The following is a 21,814-nucleotide window of genomic DNA, read 5'->3' as shown; positions in this document are numbered from 1 at the left end:
GTCTGGCGATCCCATGTCCGAATCCTCCGCTGCCCACGCCGCCGACCGCCGCGAGCTCACCGCCGCCCAGCGCAACGCCGTCGCCGAACTGCTCCGCGTCTCCCCGGTCGCCGACGAACTGGGTCGCCGGTTCGCGAAGGCCGGCCACGAGCTGCACCTGGTGGGCGGCTCCGTGCGCGACGCCCTGCTCGGCCGGCTCGGCGAGGACCTCGACTTCTGCACCGACGCCCACCCCGACCAGACCGTGCGGATCGTCCGCGGCTGGGCGGAGTCGATCTGGGAGACCGGACGCGAGTTCGGCACCATCGGCTGCCAGCGCGACGGGCTGCGGCTGGAGATCACCACGTTCCGCGCCGAGGCGTACGACCAGGTGAGCCGCAACCCGATCGTCGAGTACGGCACCAGCCTCACCGAGGACCTGCGGCGGCGCGACTTCACCATCAACGCGATGGCCGTGAGCCTGCCCGAGCACCGGTTCGCCGACCCGTACGGCGGCCTCGACGACCTCGCGGCGAAGGTGATCCGCACCCCCGGTACCCCCGTCGAGTCGTTCCGCGACGACCCGCTGCGGATGCTGCGGGCGGCCCGCTTCGCCGCCCAACTGCGCTTCGCCGTGCACCCGGACGTACGCGAGGCGATGACCGCGATGGCCGCCGACCTGGACCGGATCACCGCCGAGCGGATCCGGGACGAGTTCACCAAGCTGCTCTGCGGCGCGGACCCGGTCACCGGGCTGCGGCTGCTGGTCGACACCGGGCTGGCCGACCGCTTCCTGCCCGAGCTGACCGGGCTCAAGCTGGAGATCGACGAGCACGCCCAGCACAAGGACGTCTACGAGCACACGCTCACCGTGGTCCGTAACGCCGTGTCGTACGAGACGGACGGCTGCGACTTCATCCTGCGGCTGGCCGCGCTCCTGCACGACGTCGGCAAGCCGGCCACCAAGGCGGTCGGGTCGGACGGCCGGGTCAGCTTCCACCACCACGAGGTGGTCGGCGCGCGGCTGACCAAGGCCCGGATGAAGGCCCTGCGCTACCCGAAGGACGTCACCACCCAGGTGGCCAAGCTGGTCGGCCTGCACCTGCGCTTCTACGGGTACGGCCGCGGCGAGTGGACCGACTCGGCGGTGCGCCGGTACGTCACCGACGCCGGCGACCTGCTGCCCCGGTTGCACAAGCTGACCCGATCGGACTGCACCACCCGCAACCGTCGCAAGGCCGCCCAGCTCGCCGCCGACTACGACGCGCTGGAGGAGCGGATCGCCCGGATCGCGGCGGAGGAGGACCTGGCCCGGGTCCGCCCCGACCTGGACGGCAACGCGATCATGGAGCTGCTCGGCGTACCGCCGGGGCCGATCGTGGGGCGGGCCTGGAAGTACCTCAAGGAGCTGCGGCTGGAACGCGGCCCGCTGGACCGCGAGGAGGCCGAGGCGGAGCTGCTCCGCTGGGCTCGCGAGCAGGGCGTCACCGACTGAGGGGGCCGCCCGTGTCCCCGGTACCCCGTCCGGTCCTAAGATCATCCGAACGGTCGGAAAAGTGACAACCGTATGTGGTCGTATCGCCCGATCGACTGAGGTAATTTCCTTTCACCAGCATCCATGATGGTGGAACATCGTTCCGGCCTCGTGTCGTCAGACGAGGCTGTCTCATCGTTTCCGGCCGTTCGGCATGGACGGCCGATGACCCAACGGGGAGATCATTCAGTGAGATTCCGTGGCGGCATGCGCCGCACCGCGGTGGCCGGGATCGCCCTCGCCTCCGTCACCTCCATCGTCTGCGCCACCACGGCCGGTGCCGCGATGGCCGACCCCACCACCACCCCGGCCCCCCAGGCCAGCCCGGACCCGCTCGGCCTGGAAGCCGCCAACCCGGTACGGCCCACCCTCACCGCCCCGGCCCGCCCGCAGACGCGGGAGGGTATCGGCGCCGTCGTGCCGGGCCGCTACATCGTGAAGCTCAAGAACGACAAGGCCACCCCGAAGGCCACCCGCAGCGCCGTGAACGCGCTGACGAAGAGCAACGGCGGCACGGTCCGCAAGATCTTCACCAGTGGCCTGCGCGGCTACTCCGCGCAGCTCACGCCCGCCCAGGCGAAGCGCCTGGCGGCCGACCCGGACGTCGAGTACGTCCAGCCGGTCCGCCGGTACAAGCTGGACGGCAGCCAGTCCAACCCGCCCTCCTGGGGCCTGGACCGGATCGACCAGACCACCCCCAAGCTGGGCGGCACCTACAACTACCCGTCGGCGTCGGCCAGCGATGTCACCGCGTACATCATCGACACCGGCATCGACATCAACCACCAGGACTTCGGGGGCCGCGCGAGCTTCGGCTTCAACGCGGTCTACGACGGCATCACCACCGACTGCAACGGCCACGGCACGCACGTCGCGGGCACGGTGGGCGGCACCCGGTACGGCGTCGCCAAGGACGTCAACCTGGTCGCGGTGCGTGTGCTCGACTGCGAAGGCTTCGGCACCACCGAGGAGGTCGTCGCCGGCATCGACTTCGTGACCGGCCAGGCCCAGGCCTCCGACAAGCCGGCCGTGGCGAACATGAGCCTCGGCGGCCCGACGGACCTGCCCCTGGACGACGCGGTCGCCGCCTCCATCGCCGCGGGCGTCACCTACACCGTCTCCGCGGGCAACGAGGCGGACGACGCCTGCGCCTACTCCCCGGCCCGGACGTCGGCCGCGATCACCGTCGGCGCCACCGACCGGATCGACATGAAGGCCGGGTTCTCGAACTACGGCTCCTGCCTGGACATCTTCGCCCCCGGCGTCGGCATCACCTCCGCCTACATCGGGAGCACCACCGCGACGGCGACGCTGAACGGCACCTCGATGGCCGCGCCGCACGTGGCCGGCGCGGCGGCGCTGCTGCTCGCCCAGAACCCGAGCTGGACCCCGCAGCAGGTGCGCAACAGCATCGTCACCACCGGCATCTCCGGCGCGGTGGTCGGCCCCACGGGCAGCGTGGACCGGCTGCTGCACGTCGGGTCGGCGGTGATCACCCGCAGCTCCGTCGGCCTGCGGGCCCGGATCAACGACAGCCTGGTCGTGGCGCAGAGCGGCGGCAGCCTGCCGCTGCTCGCCAAGAGCTGGCAGCTCCAGACGTGGGAGAAGTTCGACGTCGTGTCCCTCGGCAGCGGGCTGGTGGCCCTCAAGTCGAAGGCCAACGGCAAGTACGTCGTGGCGGAGAGCGGCGGCAGCAAGCCGCTGATCGCCCGCAGCAGCGCGATCGGCACCTGGGAGAAGTTCGCGCTCGTCGACAACACCGACGGCAGCGTCAGCCTCAAGTCCATGGCCAACGGCAAGTACGTCGCGGCCGACGGCGCGGGCAGCAAGCCGCTGATCGCCAAGAGCAGCGCGATCAGCAGCTGGGAGAAGTTCGACTTCGAGGCGCCGAACCCGACCGTGAGCATCAAGGCCAAGGCGAACGGCAAGTACGTCGCGGCGGACGGTGCCGGCAGCAAGCCGCTGCTCGCCCGCAGCAGCTCGGTCAGCACCTGGGAGAGGTTCGAGCTCGTCGACCTCGGTGACGGCTGGATCGCCCTCCGCGCGCTGGTCAACAACCGGTACGTGACCGCGCAGAGCGGCGGCTCCCTGCCGCTGCTGGCCAAGGCCAGCTCGATCAACGCCTGGGAGGCGTACTACGTCGACTGGCACCACCCGGACGGCACCGTCCACCTGTACGCGAACGCGAACCTGAAGATCGTCAAGGCGGACAGCGGTGGCAGCAAGCCGCTGATCGCCAAGAGCACCTCCGTCGGCTCCTGGGAGCAGTTCACCATCGACATCGCCTGACGGACCAGCACCACCCGGCGCCCGCCGGCACCGCCCCGACCGGGGTGGCGCCGGTGGGCGCCGCCGGTTTTCGGCCCTGAACGACCGGCGTGGCCGGCGGGCGCTGCCCGTTTCCGGCCCCGAACGATGCTGGCCGGGCCCGTTTCCGGCCTCAAACGACGATGGCCGGGCCCGTCACCGGGCCCGGCCATCGGATGTGTCGCCTGCGGATCAGCTCCGGGCCGGCGTGCCGTCGGCCGGCCCCGCGACCGCGACCGCGCCGTCGCCCGACCGGGCGGACGAGAGCCGGGCGAGCAGGCCAGCCAGGTCGATGCCGGTCAGGTCGGTGCCGAGCTGGAGCCCCTGCGCCACGTTGCTCGCCACCGACTTCGTCAGCGACGACGCGCCGTCGGTGGAGATCACCGTCATCTTGTCGATCGCGCCGATCGGGGCGCTGGCCGCCTCGACCACCTGCGGCAGCACCCGGACCAGCAGGTCCAGCACGGCGGCCTCCCCGTACGCGGCGAACGCCTCGGCCTTGCGGGCCATCGCCTCGGCCTCCGCCTGACCCTTGGCCAGGATGGCCGCGGCCTCGGCCTGACCCTCCCGCTCGACCGCCTCGGCGATGGCGGTACGCCGGCGCTGTTCGGCCTCGCCCTCCTTGACGCCCTCGATCGCGTTCGCCTCGGCCAGCGCCGCCCGCCGGGCCCGCTCGCCCTCACCGGTGAGCCGGGCCTGCTCCGCGGCGGCCTGCGCGGCGGCGATCGTGGCCTGCCGCTGCGCGTCGGCGTTGAGCACCGCCGCGTTGCGGGCCGCCTCGGCCTCCTGCTCGACCTTGTACCGGGCCGCGTCGGCCGGCTTGCGCACCTCCGTGTCGAGCTGGCGCTGCTTCAGCTCGGCGTTGCGCTCCGCCACCTTCTGCTGCTCGGAGAGGATCGCCTGGTCCCGCTCGGCCTGGGCGAGCGGCCCGGCCGCCGCCGACTTCGCCTTGGCGGCGTCGATCTCGGCCTGGATGGCGGCCTGCTTCAGCGCCAGGTTCCGGTTCGCCTCGGCGATGGCCCCCTCGGCCAGCAGCCGCTCCTGCTCGGCCTGCTGCCGGGCCCGGGCCTCGGCGATCGAGGCGTCCTTGAGCACCCGCGCCGCCTCCGGCCGGCCCAGGTCCTGCAGGTACGACCCCTCGGCCAGGATGTCCTGGAGCTGGAACGTGTCGAGCACCAGACCCTGGTTGGTCATCGAGTGCTCGGCCTCCTCCGCGACCGCACTGGCGAACGCCGCCCGGTCCCGGATGATCTCCTCGACGGTGAGCCGGCCGACGATCGAGCGCAGCGCGCCCGCCAGCACCTCCCGGGTGAAGTTGTCGATCTCGGACTGCTGGTGCAGGAAACGCTGCGCGGCGGCGCGGATGGCGTCCTCGGTGCCGCCGACCTTGACGATGGCCACGCCGTGCAGCTCGGTGCGGATGCCCTGCTTGCTCACGGCGCCCTTGATGCCGACGTCGATCCGCCGGCTGGACAGGTCCAGCGACTGCAGCTTCTGCACCACCGGCAGGACGAAGACCGACGCGCCGAGGACGACCTTCTGGCCGGACATGTCGGTGGACCGACCGCCGTCCGCGGTCTGGGTGGTGCGGCCCTTGCGCCCGGTGACGATGAACGCCTCGTTGGGCCCGGCGACCTTGATCCGGGAGAGCACGAACAGGACGAGTACGACGGCGAGGAGGACCGCGCCGCCGATGGCGATGACGAGAGGCATGGGACTTTCCGTCTCTGCGGGAAGGAGCGAGATTCAGTAGGTCTCGACGTGCACGCTGGTTTCGCTGAGGGCCTCCACTACGAAGACCCGGGCGCCCAAGGGGATCGGCCGGTCGGCGCGGGCGTTGAGCTTCACCGGCTGGCCGGCGACGCGGACCCGTACCTCGCCGTAGCCGGCGGCCGGCACCGGCGTCACGACCAGGCCGAGCGCGCCGACGAGGTCGTTGCGGGTGGGGGTGGGGTCGGTGCGCATGTTCCGCGCCGACCGGCTGAGCCGGGCCGCGAGCCACGCCGTGGGCACCGCCGCGAGCGCGCCGCCGGCCGCCGCCGCCGCGATCATGCCGGGGGTACGCCCACCGAGCAGCTCGTTGACGATCGCGGCCCCGAAGCCGAACGCGCCCGCGAACCCCGCGACCGTCTCGACCGACACCGGCCCGTCCACGTCGGCGTGGCCGAGGTGGAGCAACTCGGTGCCGAGCAGAGCCAGCGCCAGCACGCCGATGCCCGCGCCGCCGATGACGAGAAAGATGAGGGTCCCCGTGGCCACGGCCCGACCGTACCGGCGCGACGCAACGCCCCCGGCGGCGCTACCGGGATGCCGGCGGTGGCGGGTGGCTGCGACGATGGCGTGATGGACGCCTCCAGGGCCCGGACGAACGCGCGGAGCCTGCTCGGGCTCGCCGCCGCCGCACTCGTCGTCGCGGCCGTCGTCGTGTTCGCCCCCGACTCGCCGGCCCAGCCGCGGCAACAGTGGCGACCGCCCGAGGGCTACGCCCTCGCCGACACGGTCGTCCTGCCGGGCGACCACACGCTGCGCCTCTTCACGGGACCGTCCGGCTGGTACGTCGAGCGCCTCGCCGCCAACCGGCACGAGGCGGCCGTCGGCGCGGCGGGTGGGGGCGGCGGCACCGGGTACGAGGTGAGCGAGGTGCTGGGCGGGCTCGTCGGTCGCGTGCCGACGCCCGGAGCGCAGGCCGTCTCCGTGGGGTCGGGCGAGGCGGCGGTGCGGGCGAGCGTCCACTCCCAGGTGTTCCTGGTCCCCGCGCCCGTTCTGACAGAGGCTGACGAGGCCGTCCCGGTGACCCCGCTCGACGCGACCGGGAGGACCCTCGCCGGGGAGACCCTGGTGCCGATCACCGGGCGGGACCCGGAGGGATAATCGGCGGGTGCGCTGGACCGTGCTCGACTCCCCGATCGGCGAGTTCTCCGTGGCCACCGACGACGACGGGGTGTGCGGCGCGCACTTCGGTCGGGTGGAGTCGGCGGCCGAGACGCCGGTCGACGAGCTGTCCGGCCGGGCGCTGGCGGAGCTGCGGGCGTACTTCGCCGGCGAGCTGACCGAGTTCACGGTCCCGGTGTTGGTGCGCCGGGGCTCGGAGTTCGAGCGCGCGGTGTGGCGGGAGATGACCCGCATCCCGTACGGGGAGACGCTGACCTACGGCGAGGTGGCGAAGGCGCTCGGGGACCCGGGGGCGGCCCGGGCGGTCGGGGTGGCCTGCAACCGGAACCCGATTCCCGTGATCGTGCCCTGCCACCGGATCGTCGGCGCGGGCGGCAGGCTCGTCGGCTTCGGCGGCGGGCTGCCGCGCAAGGTGACGCTGCTGGAGTTGGAAGCGGGCGTCGCCCTGCGACGCGCCTGGTCCGGCAGCTGACCGGGCCTGCTGACGCGTCGAGGGCCGGGTCCGTGCGGGCCCGGCCCTCGGTCGTGCTGTGGTCAGCGCGTCAGCGCTCGACCTCACCGGCGATGAACGCCTCGACGGCGGCGTGCGCCTCGTGGTCGGCGTACTGCACCGGCGGGGACTTCATGAAGTACGACGAGGCCGACAGGATCGGGCCGCCGATCTTGCGGTCCAGGGCGATCTTCGCGGCCCGGACGGCGTCGATGATGACGCCGGCCGAGTTCGGCGAGTCCCACACCTCGAGCTTCAGCTCGGCGTTGAGCGGGGCGTCGCCGAAGGAGCGGCCCTCCAGGCGGATGTACGCCCACTTGCGGTCGTCCAGCCACGGCACGTGGTCCGACGGGCCGATGTGCACGTCGCTCTTGCTCATCTCGTGCGGGATCTGGGACGTGACCGACTGGGTCTTCGAGATCTTCTTCGAGACCAGCCGGTTGCGCTCCAGCATGTTCATGAAGTCCATGTTGCCGCCGAAGTTGAGCTGGTACGTGCGCAGCAGCTCGACGCCGCGGTCCTCGAACAGCTTCGCCAGGGCGCGGTGCACGATGGTGGCGCCGACCTGGCTCTTGATGTCGTCGCCGACGATCGGCAGGCCCGCGTCCTCGAACTTCTTCGCCCACACCGGGTCGGAGGCGATGAAGACCGGCAGGGCGTTGACGAACGCGCAGCCGGCGTCGATCGCGGCCTGGGCGTAGAACTTGTCGGCCTGCTCGGAGCCCACCGGGAGGTAGGAGACGACCACGTCGACCCGGGCGTCGCGCAGCGCCTGGGCCACGTCGACCGGCTCGGCGTCCGACTCCTCAATGATCTCGCGGTAGTACTGGCCCAGGCCGTCGAACGTCGGGCCGCGCTGCACGGTCACGCCGGTCGGCGGCACGTCGCACAGCTTGATGGTGTTGTTCTCGCTGGCGACGATCGCCTCCGCGAGGTCCATGCCCACCTTCTTGGCGTCCACGTCGAACGCCGCGACGAACTCCACGTCCGAGACGTGGTAGTCGCCGAAGGTGACGTGCATGAGACCCGGGACGCGGTCGTTCGGGTCGGCGTTCCGGTAGTACTCCACGCCCTGAACGAGCGACGAGGCGCAGTTACCCACACCGACGATGGCGACGCGGACGGAGCCCATAGCGTCTGCCTCCTTCTTCTTTCATCACGGCCGCTCTTGCCTGGACTTTCCAGGTGGAGGCGGGCTTTCGTTTGCTCTGCCGCCGGCCGTCCCGGGTTGCGGGACCGTCGGGGCACGACCGGAGCGCTCGTTGGCGATGAGCTCCTCCAGCCAGCGGACCTCACGCTCACAGGCATCGAGACCGTGGCGTTGCAGTTCCAGGGTGTACGCGTCGAGGCGTTCCGCCGCCCGGGCCAGCACGTCGCGAAGCCCCTCGCGGCGCTCCTCGATCTTGCGGCGGCGACCCTCCAGTATCCGCAGGCGGGTCGCCTGGTCCGTGCGGGCGAAGAACGCGAAGTGCACGCCGAATCCCGTGTCGTCGTACGTCTCGGGACCGGCCTGCGCGATCAGTTTGGCGAAGCGTTCCTTGCCCTCTGCGGTGATTTCGTAGACCACCCGACCTCGTCGGCTGGTCAGCGCGGGAACCTCCTCGGCGGTCGCGGGTGTCGTGGCGGCTTCGATGATCCACCCCGCCGCCTGCAGTCGGCGCAGGGTCGGGTAGAGCGAGCCGTAGCTGATGGCCGCCCGGATCGCACCCAACTTGGCCGCCAACTCCTTGCGGAGTTCGTAGCCGTGCATCGGGGACTCCTGCAGGAGACCGAGGATGGCGAGCTCGAGCACGGGCCACCCCCTTTTACCCCCGACGCGGAGAGGTAACCACCGCGATGTATCGGTCCGATACATCGCACGGTAGCGGCTCACCCATGATCAGGGCAAACCCCTGTTTCGGGGTGTCGGGGTCACTGATTGTGACGACGGTCGCCTCGTCGGGCCGGACCGCGTACCCTCTTCCGCATGCGTACGCAGCGCCGGGTCGTCGACTACTCGCTCCGGAAGCGAGCGGTGCTGCGCGAGCTCCTGACCAGCCGGGTCAGCACTCACGACGTCTGCGACGCGTCGCCGTACCTGAAGAACGCCGCCCGGTTCCACGGTGAGCCGACGGAGGAGCGCTGCCCGATATGTCGCAGCGAGAACCTCGTGTATGTCCATTACATTTACGGTGACGAACTCAAGCAGTCTGCGGGTCAGGCGCGTAACCTGGCCGAGTTGTCCGTCCTGGCGATGACGCTGCGTGAGTTCCAGGTCTTCGTGGTGGAGGTGTGTCCCGGCTGTGACTGGAACCATCTCGTCCAGCAGTTCCTGCTCGGCCGGGACGGGTTGGTCGGCGACGCGGAGAACGGTACGGAGCGGGACGCGGCCGGCGGTCCGGCCGCGTCGACTGCGGGTACCGGCCCGGTCGCCCGGCGGAGGCGAGAGGCGCAACGGTGAACGCGGCTGACCCGGTTGGCCCGAGGTGGAGGAGGCGGGACGACCGGATGCGCTTTGGCGCGAATAGTCCGATTGATCCGAAAGCTACGCGACCGACCCGGCTGGCTCGGGCGGCGACATCGCGTGTTTCAGCTCACGGCAACCCGGTGGCGACGCGGCTGCGTCCCACCGCGACCGGCAGGGTGTGAGGAATGAACTCGTACGATCCCAGCTCTTCGCGTGGGCGGGCCCAGGTCCCGGGCGCCGACGGCGACCCCGGCGCGGGCGACGCGTACCACCGCGGCGGTGCCGCCCGCGGCAGCTGGTCATCAGAGGGTGCGGCAGCGCCGGGTCGTGCCTCCGTGGCGCCCCGGGGCGCGGCCTCCGCCGGCCGGGCGTCGGTGGGCGGCTCCGCGTCCGTGCCGCCGCGCGGCGGCGCGTCCGGCTCGGCCTCGGTGGGTTCCGCCTCGGCCGGGCGCGGGGGCACCGGCCGCGCGTCGGTGCCCGTGTCGCCGGCTCCCGGCGGCGCGCCGGCCGGTCGGGCCGGCGCGGGCCGCGCCTCGGTGCCCGTCTCTCCGGCAACCGGTGGCGCGCCGGCCGGGCGCGCCTCGGTCGGCGCCGGTTCGGCGGGCCGGGCGAGCGTCGGCTCCGCCGGCCGGGCCAGCGTCGGTGCCGCGGCGGTGGGCGGGCCGGCCGGTCGGGCCTCCGTCGGTAGGGCCGCGTCCGCCCCGGGCTTCGGTGGCCCGGATGACTCGGGTGGCCCGGGTGGCCCCGGCGGGCCGACCGGGCCGGGTCGTGGCGGTCGCCGCGGTGGCGGTCCGGCCGACCCGGACGCCGTCGCGCGGGCGAAGAAGCGCCGGCAGATCAACATGATGATCGCCGGCTTCGCCGTCTTCATCATGCTCGCGGGCATTGGCGTCGTCGGCTTCACCTACTACTCCACGACCGTGGTGCTGCCCGAACAGGTGCCGATGCCGCTGTCCACCACCGTGTACGCGAAGGACAACAAGACGGTCCTCGCCAAGCTCGGCGACCAGAACCGCCAGCTCGTCAAGATCGGCGAGATCCCGCAGCACGTGCAGGACGCGGTGGCCGCCGCCGAGGACCGGAACTTCTACCGGCACTCGGGCGTCGACTACAAGGGCATCGTCCGGGCCGCCTGGAACAACTTCACCGGCGGCGACAAGCAGGGCGCGTCGACCATCACCCAGCAGTACGCCCGCAACGCCTACGACAACCTGAAGGACGACACGTACGCCCGGAAGGTGAAGGAGGCGATCCTCGCCTCGAAGCTGAACGACAAGTACTCCAAGCCCGAGATCATGGAGCACTACCTCAACGTGATCTACTTCGGGCGCGGCGCGTACGGCATCGAGGCCGCGGCGCAGACCTACTTCGGGGTGCACACCAAGCAGCTCACGGTGGCCCAGGCGGCGGTGCTCGCCGCGCTGATCAAGCAGCCGGTCGCGAGCGAGACCCACAAGGGCTACGACCCGGCGGTCAACCCGACCGACGCGAAGTCGCGGTGGACGTACGTGCTCGACGGCATGGTCGCCGAGGGCTGGCTCAATGCGGCGAACAGGCCGCAGCGGCCCACCGACGCCCAGTACCCGAAGACGCTCGACCCGAAGAAGGCGGGCTCGGCCGCCTTCGGCGTGCAGACCCCGCGCGGCAACGTCATCAACTACGTCCGCGAGGAGATGGAGCAGATGGGCATCTGCTCCAACTCCGGGGCGGCCGGAAAGATCAGCTGCGTCGACGCGCTGCGCGACGGCGGCTACCGCATCCAGACCACGATCGACCCGAAGCTGCAGACCGCGGCCGAGAACACCGCCATGCGGGCGAAGAAGAACTCCGAGCTGGCCGACCAGCCTGCCAACCTGATGGCGGCGGTGGTGTCGGTCGACCCGAAGACCGGCCGGGTGCTGGCGTACTACGGCGGCGACAGCGGCGCGGACTTCGACTACGCCGGCAAGAACACCGACTCCAACGGCAACCTCACCGGCGGCCACCCGCCGGGCTCGTCGTTCAAGGTCTACACGCTGGCCGCCGCGATCAACGACGGCATCTCCGTGAAGTCGCACTGGGACGCCACCCCGTTCAAGCCCAAGGGCTTCAAGAACGAGGTGCAGAACGCCGGCCGCGGCGCCGGTGTCTGCGGCAAGTGGTGCACCCTGGAGGAGTCCACGATCCGGTCGTACAACGTGCCCTTCTACCACGTCACCGAGAAGATCGGGCCAGCGAAGGTGGTCGACATCGCCCGGGCGGCCGGCGTCACCACCATGTGGACCACGTCCGACAACCCGCCCAAGCCGGTCGACCTGACCAAGAAGAAGGGCGAGGACGTCGCGCCCTCGCCCTTCTACCACGTGATCGGCTACGGCCAGTACCCGGTGACCGTGCTCGACCACGCCAACGGCCTGGCGACGCTCGCGAACGACGGCAAGTACAACAAGGCCCACTTCGTGGTGAAGGTCGAGCAGCAGGACCAGAACACCGGCAAGTGGAAGCTGGTCGGCGGCGAGCGGCTCCGGCCGCAGCAGCGGATCCGCAGCGACGTGGCCAAGGAGGTCACCGCCGTCCTCAAGCAGATCCCCGGGCCGAACAACCGCTCGCTGGAGAACGGCCGGGAGGCCGCCGGCAAGACCGGTACCTGGGAGTACGACAGCGACGACAACGCGCACGCCTGGATGGTCGGCTACACCCCGCAGATCGCCACCGCCGTCTGGGTGGGCAGCAAGAACCCGAAGAAGCCGGAGATCAGGGACAAGAACGGCAAGGACATCGGCGGCTCCGCGCTGCCGGGCGCCATCTGGCAGCGGTACATGAACGCGGCGCTGGACGGCAGGGACAAGGAGAGCCTGCCGTCGGTCACGGGCATGGGCGACCAGGACGCCGGCAACGGCACCCAGCCGCCCCCGCCGACGCCGACGCCCGGACAGCAGGACTGCGGGCCGATGAGCATCTTCGGATGCCCGCAGCAGACCCCGACCACCCCCACGAACCCCAACGGCCCGGGCGGCCCGACCGATCCCCGGCCGGGCGGGGGCGGGACCGGCGGAGGGCTGCTGCCCACCGCTCTGCCCCGCGTTCGGGAGTAGCGACGACAGGCACCATCGCGAACGGCGGCCGGATCACCTTCCGGCCGCCGTTCGCGTGTCCGGCACCCTTCTCGTAGCCGCGAGTGTTCGTCCGTGCGGCCGATGTACGGCAGGATGCCTTCTCATGAGCACCCAGTCGACGGCCGGCATCGACGACGCCGGGAGCACCGACCACCCGTCCCGCTCGGACGGATTCGTCCGCGGCGCGTCCGAGGTGATCGGCGGCCCGCTCGGCGAGCACGCGGCGGCCCTGGACCGTCCCGCCGGCCACGACCGGCGGTTCTGGACGGCGGCCCGGATCGTCCTGGCCCTGGCCTGCCTGACCCTCGCGCTGCACTGGGTGCAGAAGTCGCCCTGCCAGGACGGCGCCTGGCAGAACAACGTGCAGTACACCCGGATGTGTTACACCGACGTGCTGGCGCTCTACTACGCCGAGGGGCTCAACGAGGGCAAGGTGCCGTACCGGGACCACCCGGTGGAATACCCCGTGCTCACCGGCTACTTCATGGGCGCGCTCGGCCTGCCGGTGCACGCCCTCGGCGTCGAGGACCCCCAGGTCAACCAGGGACAGTGGTTCTACAACCTGAACGCGCTCACCCTCAGCGCGCTCGCCGTCGGCACGGCCGCGGTGATCCTCGCCCTGCGCCGGCGACGACCCTGGGACGCCGCCCTCTTCGCGCTGGCCCCCGCGCTCTTCCTGACCGCCACGGTCAACTGGGACTTCCTCGCCATCGGGCTCGCCGCCTTCGGGCTCGCGGCCTGGGCGAGACGCTGGCCGGCGGTGGCCGGGGTGCTGCTGGGTCTGGCCGGCGCCGCGAAGATGTGGCCGCTGTTCCTGCTCGGGCCGATCCTGGTGCTCGCCCTGCGGGCGAACAAGCTCCGTGCCGCGCTGACCGCGCTGGCCACCGCCGTGGTCGCCCTGGTGGCGGTGAACCTGCCGGCCGCCGTTCCCTACCGCGACAACTGGGACCGCTTCTTCGAGCTGAACACCACCCGCCCCATCGACTGGGGCACCCTCTGGTACATCGGCCGGTACCTGGACGGCAAGGTGAACATCGGGCTACCCGGCGAGCAGGGGCCGTTCCAGTGGCTGAACGCCAACATCCCCACCCTGAACTACCTCTCGTACGCCCTCTTCGGCCTGGCCTGCCTCGGCGTGGCCGCGCTGGTCTGGGTGGCGCCCCGCCGACCCCGGCTGGCCCAGCTCTCCTTCCTGGTGGTCGCGGCGTTCCTGATCTTCAGCAAGGTGTGGTCGCAGCAGTTCGTGCTCTGGCTGCTGCCGCTGGCGGTGCTCGCCCGGCCCCGATGGGGCGCCTTCCTCGCCTGGCAGCTCGCCGAGGTCTGCTACTTCGCCGCGTTCTACGGAGAGTTGCTGGGCGCCTCCACCGGCCGGCCGGTCTTCCCCGAGGGGGTCTTCGTCCTCGCCTCGTCGTTGCGGCTCGGCACGGTGGTGCTGCTCTGCGTCCTCGTCGTCAGGGACATCCTGCGGCCGGAGCGCGACGTCGTGCGGCACACGTACCTCGACGACCCGGACGGCGGGGTGCTGAACGGGGCCCCGGACGCGCCGTGGTACCTCCGCCGGCGACACCGGTCCTCGGACACGGTGGCCGTACCGGCGGTCGCTGGCATCGCCTGAACCCGACCGGGAACGAGGGACCGCCGGCCATGGCGTGCCACGACCGGCGGTCCCTCGGAGCACTCACCGCGGGATGTGGAAGACCACCGCGTTCCCGATCTCTTCGCGAGTGACGCCCAGCGCGTCGACCGGGGCGTCGACCGTCGTCTCCCACGGCGTGCCGGCGATCCGGTCGCGCAGCAGCACCACGTTGCGGACGCCCAGGTCACGCAGGTACGTGACGCTGGCCTGGCTCGGGAAGGTCTCGGTGACCTGACGGATCTCGGCCTGCCGGGCCGGGGTGAAGCCGCTGCCGCCGTTGACGACGTCCTGGAACCGGCTGGTCGACCAGAGCATCACCGGCTGGTCGAGGTTCTGGCTGCTCGGCAGCACCAGGGTCGGGCCGTCCACCAGGCGCATCGCGGCGGGTTGGGCCGGCACCACCGGGTGCGGCGTCGCGTTCAGCCCCTCGGCGATCACCAGCAGCAGCGGCAACACGGTCGCCAGCCGCAGCCACGGGCCGGGCCACGGCGGCACCCGTTCGGCGGCGAGCTCGCGTACCCGCACGGCGAAGGCGCTGACCGCGCCGGCGGCGAGCAGGCCGAGCAGGAGCGTCGTCCAGAGCATCATCCGCCCGGGGGTGCGCAGCCCGTTCCACCCCGGCAGGTACTCGAACAGCAGACCGTAGGTGAACGTGCCGTCGAAGAACCGGGTGCCCATCGCGAGCACGGCGGTCACCAGCACCCCGGCCAGCAGCAGCAGCCGGTGCCGCACCCGCCACACGGAGAAGAACAGCCCGCCGGCGGCCAGCGCGTACAGCACGAAGCCGGGCAGCAGGGTCATCTCCGGGGGCCAGGGCAGCGCCGACCGCGCGCCCTCGTGCAGGTCTCCCCAGACCCGGGACTCGGCGGGGGCGGTGAAGAAGCCCCAGAACGGCGGGGAGTAGACGTTGATGTCGGCGAGGGTCCGCGCCGCGTTCGGGTGCAGCTCGGCGACCTTGAAGTAGGGGACGGCCAGCAGGCCGCCCACCCCGGCGAAGAGCGCCGCGCCCAGCCCGTCGGCGACGAGGAGCCGGAACCCGAACGGCCGCCGGGCCGACCGGCGCCGGACGAACCAGGCCACCGTGGCGACCAGCGTCGCCCCCGCCAGGAAGTACGCGAACGGCAGCCCGACGCCGAAGCCCAGGCTGAGCTGCCACGCCGCCACGACCCACCCGGCGCCCGCCCAGCCGGCGTGCCGCCGCTCCGGACGGTAGCCGTGGCGCAGGGACCAGCCGTGCCCCCGGGCCAGCATGGCCAGCGCCAGCGGAATGCCGCCGTTGGAGACCACGTGCAGGTGCCCGGCCTGGGCGAGCAGCCACGGGGCGTACGTGTAGCCGGCCCCGGCCACCGCCGCGCCCGCCCGGCCCGCGCCGAGCTGCCGCGCCAGCGCGTACGCGCCGAGCGTGGCCAGCGCGTGGGCCAGCACGAACATGATGTTGTAGCGCAGTATGGCGGCCCCGGGGCCGGTCCCGAGCATGCCGGCCGGCGCGTAGCCCAGCAGGGTGTCCGAGAAGGCGAAGCTCCACGGCTCGGGGAAGAAGGTGTTGGACTGCCACAGCTGCGCCGGGTTGGTCAGCAGGATGTGCCCCGACCAGGCCATCTGCCAGGCCTGGAGGCTCGGGTCCCAGTAGTCCTGCGGCAGCGTGTAGAGCGGGTAGCGCAGTGTCGGCCAGGTGAGCGCGACGGCCAGCGCCAGCGAGGCCAGCACGGCCAGCGTCCACTCGTGGACGAGGAATCGGCCCACCGCCCGCAGCACCCGGCGCACCCGCCCCGGCACGGGCTCGGCTGCGGGGGCGAACGCCTGCCACGGGTCCGGCTTGTCCCCGTCGGCCGGCTTGTCCCCGTCGGTTGCCTTGTCCGCGTCGGCCGGCTTGTCGGCGTCGCCGCTCTCTCCAGCGTCGCCGTTCCCGCTCCTGCCGGCGTCGCCCGTGTCGCCGTCCTTGCCCGTGCCGCCGTCCTTGCCCGTGCCGCCGTCCTTGCCCGTGTCGCCGTCCTTGCCCGTGTCGCTGTTCTTGTCCGTGTCGCTGTTCTTGTCCGTGTCGCTGTTCTGGCCGGCGTCGCCGTTGTCCTTGCCGTCGGTGCCCTCGGCGGCGTCGGCGTTCCTGCCACCGACCGTGCCCTCGTCGTGCCCGGACGCCGGCCCGGCGGCGGCGTCCGCGTGGTCTTCCTCCCTCTCGGGAGTCTTTCCGCCAGCTTCCCCGGCGGACGGCTGCTGGACCCGCTCCTTGCCGGCGGTGCCGGACTGGTCGGTCGTCATGCGGTCGCACCCTCCGCCCCGAGCCGGTCGCGCAGGAAGGCGATGTCGCCGCCCTGGCCGTCCGCCCCGCCCGGGGTCTCCACGATCACCGGCGCGTCCGCCGCCCGGATCACGGCCACCACCAGCTCCGGGTCGATCGTGCCGCCCGCGAGGTTGTCGTGCCGGTCCCGGCCCGAGCCGAACCCGTCCTTCGAGTTGTTGGCGTGCACCAGGTCGATCCGCCCGGTGATCGCCTTGACCCGGTCGACCAGGTCGAGCAGTTCCTCGCCGCCCGCGTGGGCATGGCAGGTGTCCAGGCAGAGGCCCACCTCGTACTCGCCGACGGCGTCCCACAACCGGGCCAGCGCGTCGAGACGCCGGGCGCAGGCGTTGTCGCCGCCGGCCGTGTTCTCGATCAGCACCGGCAGGGCGAAGCCACCGGACTCCGCCGCGTACGCGAACGTCTTGCGCCAGTTGTCGAACCCGACGGCCAGGTCGTCACCCGCGTTGACGTGGCCGCCGTGCACGATCAGGCCCTTCGCGCCGATCTCGGCCGCCGCGGTGGCGTGGCCGAGCAGCAGCTTGCGGCTCGGGATCCGGATCCGGTTGTTGAGCGTCGCCACGTTGACGACGTACGGCGCGTGGACGTAGAGGTCGACCTCGGCCGCACGCAACCGGTCGGCGTCCTCCCGCGGTGTCGGGGCCTTCCAGCCCTGCGGGTCGGAGAGGAAGAACTGAACGGCCTCGGCCCTCCGGGCGGCCGCCTCCGACAGCGGGTCGGCGGAATCGACGTGGGCTCCGATACGCATGCAGGCGAGCCTACGTCCCGGGGCCGACGCCCGGGGTGACGGTGGGGCCGGGTGGCGGTGTCCCTTCGATCGGCCGGCGTCACCCCGGGGCGCGCCCGGTCGTTGACCGGGTGGGATCGACGGCCAGCTCTCGGCGCGCGGGCCACAACGCGCGCCGGGCCCGAGCCGGCGGAGCAGCGGGACACCCGGCGCGCGGCCCGGCGGGCCGGCAACCGTCCCGGTGCTCATTCCCAGGGGATCGCCACAGGATGTCGGGGAAAAGTTCTATTTCCGCCCACATGTGACGAGAGCCGTAGTACCGTCAGATAACAACGTGATAAAGCTCCGCGGGGCGTCTCCGGTCCAACCTCATCGGTGTGGTCGTTCCTCCCCAGGTCCCACCCAAGGAATGCGGACGGGACGCCCCGCGGCCTCGTGACCGGGGGCCCGGGTCCGACGCGACGTCGGCCCGGGCCCCCGGTGCCGCGCCCGGTCCGCCCGACCTGCCCGGGCGTGATCGTCCGGGCCGGGTATCCTGGTCCGGTTGTCCGCGTCCGGCCGGGTCCCCCCGTTCCGGAGTGGGCCACGACGCACGACCTCCTGCCACGGAAGGACCGTGGCCGCTAGCCCACAGGAGGTGAGCACGTCTTGCGTCATTACGAGATCATGGTGATCCTCGACTCCAGCCTCGAGGAGCGCACCGTCGCCCCGTCGCTCGACACGTACCTGAACGTGATCCGGACCGCGGGTGGCTCGGTGGAGAAGACCGACGTGTGGGGCCGCCGGCGCCTCGCGTACGAGATCAACAAGAAGGCCGAGGGCATCTACGCCGTCATCGACCTGCAGGCGACGCCCGCGGCGGTGGCCGAGCTGGACCGCCAGCTGCGGCTCAACGAGTCCGTGCTGCGCACCAAGGTCATCCGGCCGGAGATGCGCTAAGCATCCACACCCGGTTCACCCGGACCAGCCTCATCGACGCTGTCAGAGGGCTCTGAGAGCCTGTACGGCGAACGATGAGTGCGCGAGGAGATGGTCATGGCAGGAGACACCACCATCACGGTCATCGGCAATCTGACCGATGACCCCGAGTTGCGGTTCACCCCCTCCGGGGCTGCGGTCGCCAAGTTCCGGGTCGCCTCGACGCCCCGGTTCATGGACAAGGCGTCCGGCGAGTGGAAGGACGGCGAGCCGTTGTTCCTCTCGTGCACCGTCTGGCGGCAGGCCGCCGAGCACGTCGCCGAGTCGCTGCAGCGCGGCGCCCGCGTGATCGTGTCGGGCCGGCTGCGTCAGCGGTCGTACGAGACCCGCGAGGGTGAGAAGCGCACCGTCATCGAGCTCGAGGTCGACGAGATCGGCCCGTCGCTGCGCTACGCCACGGCGAAGGTGCAGAAGATGTCCCGCTCCGGCGGCGGTGGCGGCGGCTTCGGCGGCGGTGGTGGCCAGGGCGGCGGAGGCAACTTCGACGACCCCTGGGCCTCGGCCGCTCCGGCACCCTCGCGCGGTGGTTCGGGTGGCGGAAACTTCGACGAGGAGCCCCCGTTCTAATGGCGCCGAGCGCCCGCGATCGCAAACCAGGAGCAAGAGCAATGGCCAAGGCTGCGGCACTTCGCAAGCCGAAGAAGAAGGTGAACCCGCTCGACAAGGACGGGATCACCTACATCGACTACAAGGACACCGCGCTGCTGCGCAAGTTCATCTCCGACCGCGGCAAGATCCGCGCTCGGCGGGTGACCGGCGTGACCTCGCAGCAGCAGCGGCAGATCGCCCGTGCGGTCAAGAACGCCCGCGAGATGGCGCTCCTGCCGTACACGGCCACGACCCGCTGAGAGGAGGCACCGATATGAAGATCATCCTGACTCAGGAGGTGTCCGGCCTCGGTGCCCCCGGCGACATCGCCGAGGTCAAGGACGGCTACGGCCGTAACTACCTGTTGCCGCAGGGCTTCGCGATCGCCTGGACCAAGGGCGCGGAGAAGCAGGTCACGGTCATCAAGCGGGCCCGCGCGGCCCGCGAGATCCGCGACCTCGGCCACGCCAACGAGGTCAAGGCCCAGCTCGAGGGTCTCAAGGTCAGCCTGAAGGCCCGCGCCGGCGACGGCGGCCGGCTCTTCGGCTCGGTCACCCCGGCCGAGATCGTCGACGCCGTCAAGGCGGCTGGCGGCCCGGTCCTCGACCGTCGCCGGCTGGAGCTGCCCGGCACCATCAAGTCGCTCGGCGCGTACCCGGTCAGCGTCAAGCTGCACCCCGAGGTCACCGCCAAGTTCGACCTGAGCGTCGTCAAGGGCTGACACCCACCAGCAGCACGACAGGGCCCGCACCGGTTCGCCGGTGCGGGCCCTGTTCGTCGTGGCAGACCCGTCACGGCTCCGGCCGGGCGGGCGACTCGCACGGCCCGTCGAGGTGTAGCCGTTTGCCGGACGTACGGGCCGAAGGGCTGACCGAGTTCAGCGGAAATTTTCATCCACAGGCTGTGGATTGAGTTTTCGCAGCTCACAGCGCTGTTAGCGAGAATTCCCCAACAGTTGTCCACAGTCTGTGCACACCCTGCGCACATGCTTGTCCACCGGCGTCCACAGGTTGTCCCGAGGCTCGTCCACCGCTGCGGTTGAGTCGCTGACCTCGGGTTCCGTATGGTTGCCTCTCGACCGACGGTGCGATGACCCCCCGATCGACCCGACCGGTCCGATTGGAAACAGTCGCGCCCGGCGGCGACGATCTGCGGCGGCTGCCGGAGGTCGAGCGCTAACGCAGCCGACGCAGCGGAGGGGGGGACCCGGTGTCGGTCACCGACGACATGCGGACGGAGCAGCGCGGCGGCCAGCCGCCGGCCCCCGCGCAACGCGACGCCCAGTTCGAGCGGACTCCGCCCCAGGACGTGGCCGCCGAGCAGTGCGTTCTCGGCGGCATGCTGCTGTCCAAGGACGCCATCGCCGACGTCGTCGAGATCCTGAAGTCCAACGACTTCTACCGGCCGGCGCACGCCACCATCTTCGACGCCATCCTCGACATCTACGGCCGGGGCGAGCCCGCCGACCCGATCACCGTGGCCGCCGCCCTGGCCGACTCCGGCGACCTGGCCCGCATCGGCGGCGCCCCGTACCTGCACACGCTGATCGCGAGCGTGCCCACCGCCGCCAACGCCGCCTACTACGCCCGCATCGTCGGCGAGCGGGCGGTGCTCCGCCGGCTGGTCGAGGCCGGCACCAAGATCGTTCAGCTCGGGTACGGCACCGGCAACGGCGGCAGCCGGGACGTCGACGACGTCGTCGACCTGGCCCAGCAGGCCGTGTACGAGGTCACCGAGCGCCGGGTCAGCGAGGACTTCGCCGTACTGGCGGACATGCTCCAGCCGACCCTCGACGAGATCGAGGCGGTCGGCGCGCAGGGCGGTGTGATGACCGGCGTGCCGACCGGCTTCACCGACCTGGACCGGCTGCTCAACGGCCTGCACCCCGGCCAACTTATTATCGTTGCAGGCAGGCCCGGTTTGGGTAAGTCAACGGCAAGTATGGACTTTGCCCGAAATGCCGCTATCAGGGCCAACCAGGCGTCGGCGATCTTCTCGCTGGAGATGAGCAAGGTCGAGATCGTCATGCGACTGCTCTCGGCCGAGGCCCGGGTGCCGCTGCACGTGCTGCGCAGCGGGCAGCTCTCGGACGACGACTGGACCAAGCTGGCCCGCTGCATGGGCGAGATCAGCGAGGCGCCACTCTTCGTCGACGACACGCCGAGCATGAACCTGATGGAGATTCGGGCCAAGGCGCGCCGGCTCAAGCAGAAGCACGACCTCAAGCTGATCGTGGTCGACTATCTCCAGCTCATGACGTCGCCGAAGCGCACCGAGAGCCGGCAGCAGGAGGTCGCGGACCTGTCACGTGGCCTCAAGCTGCTGGCCAAGGAGGTCGAGTGCCCGGTTATCGCGGTGAGCCAGCTCAACCGTGGCCCCGAGCAGCGTACGGACAAGCGACCGCAATTGTCCGATTTGCGCGAGTCTGGCTCGATCGAGCAAGATGCTGACGTTGTGATCCTTCTGCACCGGGACGACTACTATGACAAGGAGTCGCCGCGGGCGGGCGAAGCGGATTTTATTGTGGCTAAGCATAGGAATGGGCCGACTGATAGCATTACCGTCGCCGCGCAACTCCATTTGTCCCGATTCGTTGACATGGCGATCGTGTGACGCTGCCAACTCGGCGCTTATCCGAAGTGCAGAAGGTGGAGATCGTAGACAAGGCGGCCGCTGGCGAGACTTTAACGTGCCTTGCCGAATTGTATGGCGTGACCCGGCAGGCGATACGCGGGATTCTGCGCCGCAGGGGCATCCCTCCTCGGCGTAGCGGAAAGCTTAGTGCCGCGGACAGGGAAGAAATAATAGGGCTGTATACGCAAGGTTCCGCGATGGGTCAAATCGCA

The 21,814-nt window shown here is 71.2% G+C and carries 18 protein-coding genes; 12 read left to right on the top strand and 6 right to left on the bottom strand.

The features are described from left to right. Nucleotides 1–13: 13 nt before the first annotated feature. Nucleotides 14–1,474: a CCA tRNA nucleotidyltransferase gene (locus ACGFIZ_RS00810; protein ID WP_393414114.1), complete on the top strand. Its 1,461-nt coding sequence runs from the start codon at nt 14–16 to the stop codon at nt 1,472–1,474. Nucleotides 1,475–1,702: 228 nt separating this feature from the next. Then, the gene (locus ACGFIZ_RS00805) at nt 1,703–3,802 is read left to right on the top strand and encodes a S8 family serine peptidase (protein ID WP_393414111.1); all 2,100 of its coding nucleotides are present in this window, start codon (nt 1,703–1,705) and stop codon (nt 3,800–3,802) included. 210 nt (nt 3,803–4,012) lie between these two features. On the opposite strand, the gene ACGFIZ_RS00800 is transcribed toward ACGFIZ_RS00805, so the two are convergent. Together ACGFIZ_RS00800 and ACGFIZ_RS00795 are read right to left on the bottom strand one after the other, a co-directional pair. Beyond that, entirely contained in the window at nt 4,013–5,533 is a 1,521-nt protein-coding gene (locus ACGFIZ_RS00800) for a flotillin family protein (protein WP_393414109.1), read from the bottom strand. Between the two features lie 33 nt (nt 5,534–5,566). After that, on the bottom strand, nt 5,567–6,079 hold the full coding sequence (locus ACGFIZ_RS00795) for a hypothetical protein (RefSeq protein WP_393414106.1): 513 nt from the start codon (nt 6,077–6,079) through the stop codon (nt 5,567–5,569). 84 nt (nt 6,080–6,163) lie between these two features. Between ACGFIZ_RS00795 and ACGFIZ_RS00790 the strand changes: the two genes are divergently transcribed. Further along, the gene (locus tag ACGFIZ_RS00790) at nt 6,164–6,691 is read left to right on the top strand and encodes a hypothetical protein (protein WP_393414103.1); all 528 of its coding nucleotides are present in this window, start codon (nt 6,164–6,166) and stop codon (nt 6,689–6,691) included. A gap of 7 nt (nt 6,692–6,698) precedes the next feature. Continuing rightward, nucleotides 6,699–7,184, top strand: a complete 486-nt coding sequence (locus tag ACGFIZ_RS00785) for a methylated-DNA--[protein]-cysteine S-methyltransferase (protein WP_393414100.1) — start codon at nt 6,699–6,701, stop codon at nt 7,182–7,184. Nucleotides 7,185–7,254: 70 nt separating this feature from the next. Here the strand turns inward: ACGFIZ_RS00785 and ACGFIZ_RS00780 are convergent, their stop codons facing one another. Both ACGFIZ_RS00780 and ACGFIZ_RS00775 read right to left on the bottom strand, forming a co-directional pair. After that, nucleotides 7,255–8,334 (bottom strand): inositol-3-phosphate synthase, encoded by a 1,080-nt coding sequence (locus tag ACGFIZ_RS00780; RefSeq protein WP_393414097.1) that lies wholly within the window; start codon nt 8,332–8,334, stop codon nt 7,255–7,257. A 24-nt stretch (nt 8,335–8,358) separates the two neighbouring features. Continuing rightward, the gene (locus tag ACGFIZ_RS00775) at nt 8,359–8,994 is read right to left on the bottom strand and encodes a PadR family transcriptional regulator (RefSeq protein ID WP_393414095.1); all 636 of its coding nucleotides are present in this window, start codon (nt 8,992–8,994) and stop codon (nt 8,359–8,361) included. A gap of 174 nt (nt 8,995–9,168) precedes the next feature. Here ACGFIZ_RS00775 and ACGFIZ_RS00770 point away from each other — a divergent pair, with 174 nt between their 5' ends. The 3 genes from ACGFIZ_RS00770 to ACGFIZ_RS00760 all read left to right on the top strand — a co-directional run bounded on the left by ACGFIZ_RS00770 (nt 9,169) and on the right by ACGFIZ_RS00760 (nt 14,358). Next, the gene (locus ACGFIZ_RS00770) at nt 9,169–9,642 is read left to right on the top strand and encodes a DUF5318 domain-containing protein (RefSeq protein WP_393414092.1); all 474 of its coding nucleotides are present in this window, start codon (nt 9,169–9,171) and stop codon (nt 9,640–9,642) included. Between the two features lie 191 nt (nt 9,643–9,833). Continuing rightward, the gene (locus ACGFIZ_RS00765) at nt 9,834–12,722 is read left to right on the top strand and encodes a transglycosylase domain-containing protein (protein WP_393414089.1); all 2,889 of its coding nucleotides are present in this window, start codon (nt 9,834–9,836) and stop codon (nt 12,720–12,722) included. A 124-nt stretch (nt 12,723–12,846) separates the two neighbouring features. Beyond that, nucleotides 12,847–14,358 (top strand): glycosyltransferase family 87 protein, encoded by a 1,512-nt coding sequence (locus ACGFIZ_RS00760; RefSeq protein ID WP_393414085.1) that lies wholly within the window; start codon nt 12,847–12,849, stop codon nt 14,356–14,358. 63 nt (nt 14,359–14,421) lie between these two features. Here ACGFIZ_RS00760 and ACGFIZ_RS00755 read toward each other — a convergent pair whose 3' ends face one another. After that, nucleotides 14,422–16,635: a hypothetical protein gene (locus ACGFIZ_RS00755; RefSeq protein ID WP_393414083.1), complete on the bottom strand. Its 2,214-nt coding sequence runs from the start codon at nt 16,633–16,635 to the stop codon at nt 14,422–14,424. Further along, nucleotides 16,632–17,423, bottom strand: coding sequence for a deoxyribonuclease IV (locus tag ACGFIZ_RS00750; RefSeq protein WP_393414080.1), 792 nt, complete (start codon nt 17,421–17,423; stop codon nt 16,632–16,634). Before ACGFIZ_RS00750 ends, ACGFIZ_RS00755 begins: the two co-directional genes overlap by 4 nt. A gap of 627 nt (nt 17,424–18,050) precedes the next feature. Here ACGFIZ_RS00750 and rpsF point away from each other — a divergent pair. The 5 genes from rpsF (at nt 18,051) to dnaB (ending at nt 21,581) form a co-directional block, all read left to right on the top strand. Then, a complete protein-coding gene (gene rpsF / locus ACGFIZ_RS00745; RefSeq protein ID WP_120683045.1) occupies nt 18,051–18,341 on the top strand; it encodes a 30S ribosomal protein S6 in 291 nt (96 codons plus the stop codon). A gap of 78 nt (nt 18,342–18,419) precedes the next feature. Beyond that, complete coding sequence (locus ACGFIZ_RS00740) at nt 18,420–18,947, top strand: single-stranded DNA-binding protein (protein ID WP_176731587.1); 528 nt, start codon at nt 18,420–18,422, stop codon at nt 18,945–18,947. 41 nt (nt 18,948–18,988) lie between these two features. Further along, on the top strand, nt 18,989–19,228 hold the full coding sequence (rpsR, locus tag ACGFIZ_RS00735; protein ID WP_013289355.1) for a 30S ribosomal protein S18: 240 nt from the start codon (nt 18,989–18,991) through the stop codon (nt 19,226–19,228). Between the two features lie 14 nt (nt 19,229–19,242). Then, nucleotides 19,243–19,689: a 50S ribosomal protein L9 gene (gene rplI / locus ACGFIZ_RS00730; protein WP_393414075.1), complete on the top strand. Its 447-nt coding sequence runs from the start codon at nt 19,243–19,245 to the stop codon at nt 19,687–19,689. Between the two features lie 506 nt (nt 19,690–20,195). Continuing rightward, nucleotides 20,196–21,581, top strand: a complete 1,386-nt coding sequence (gene dnaB / locus ACGFIZ_RS00725) for a replicative DNA helicase (RefSeq protein ID WP_393414836.1) — start codon at nt 20,196–20,198, stop codon at nt 21,579–21,581. The last annotated feature ends 233 nt before the right edge of the window (nt 21,582–21,814 follow it).

The sequence above is a fragment of the Micromonospora sp. NPDC048830 genome (assembly GCF_043198215.1).
Classification (GTDB): domain Bacteria; phylum Actinomycetota; class Actinomycetes; order Mycobacteriales; family Micromonosporaceae; genus Micromonospora.
Note: the sequence above shows the minus strand (reverse complement) of the source record. Positions and strands in the feature narration are given on the sequence as shown.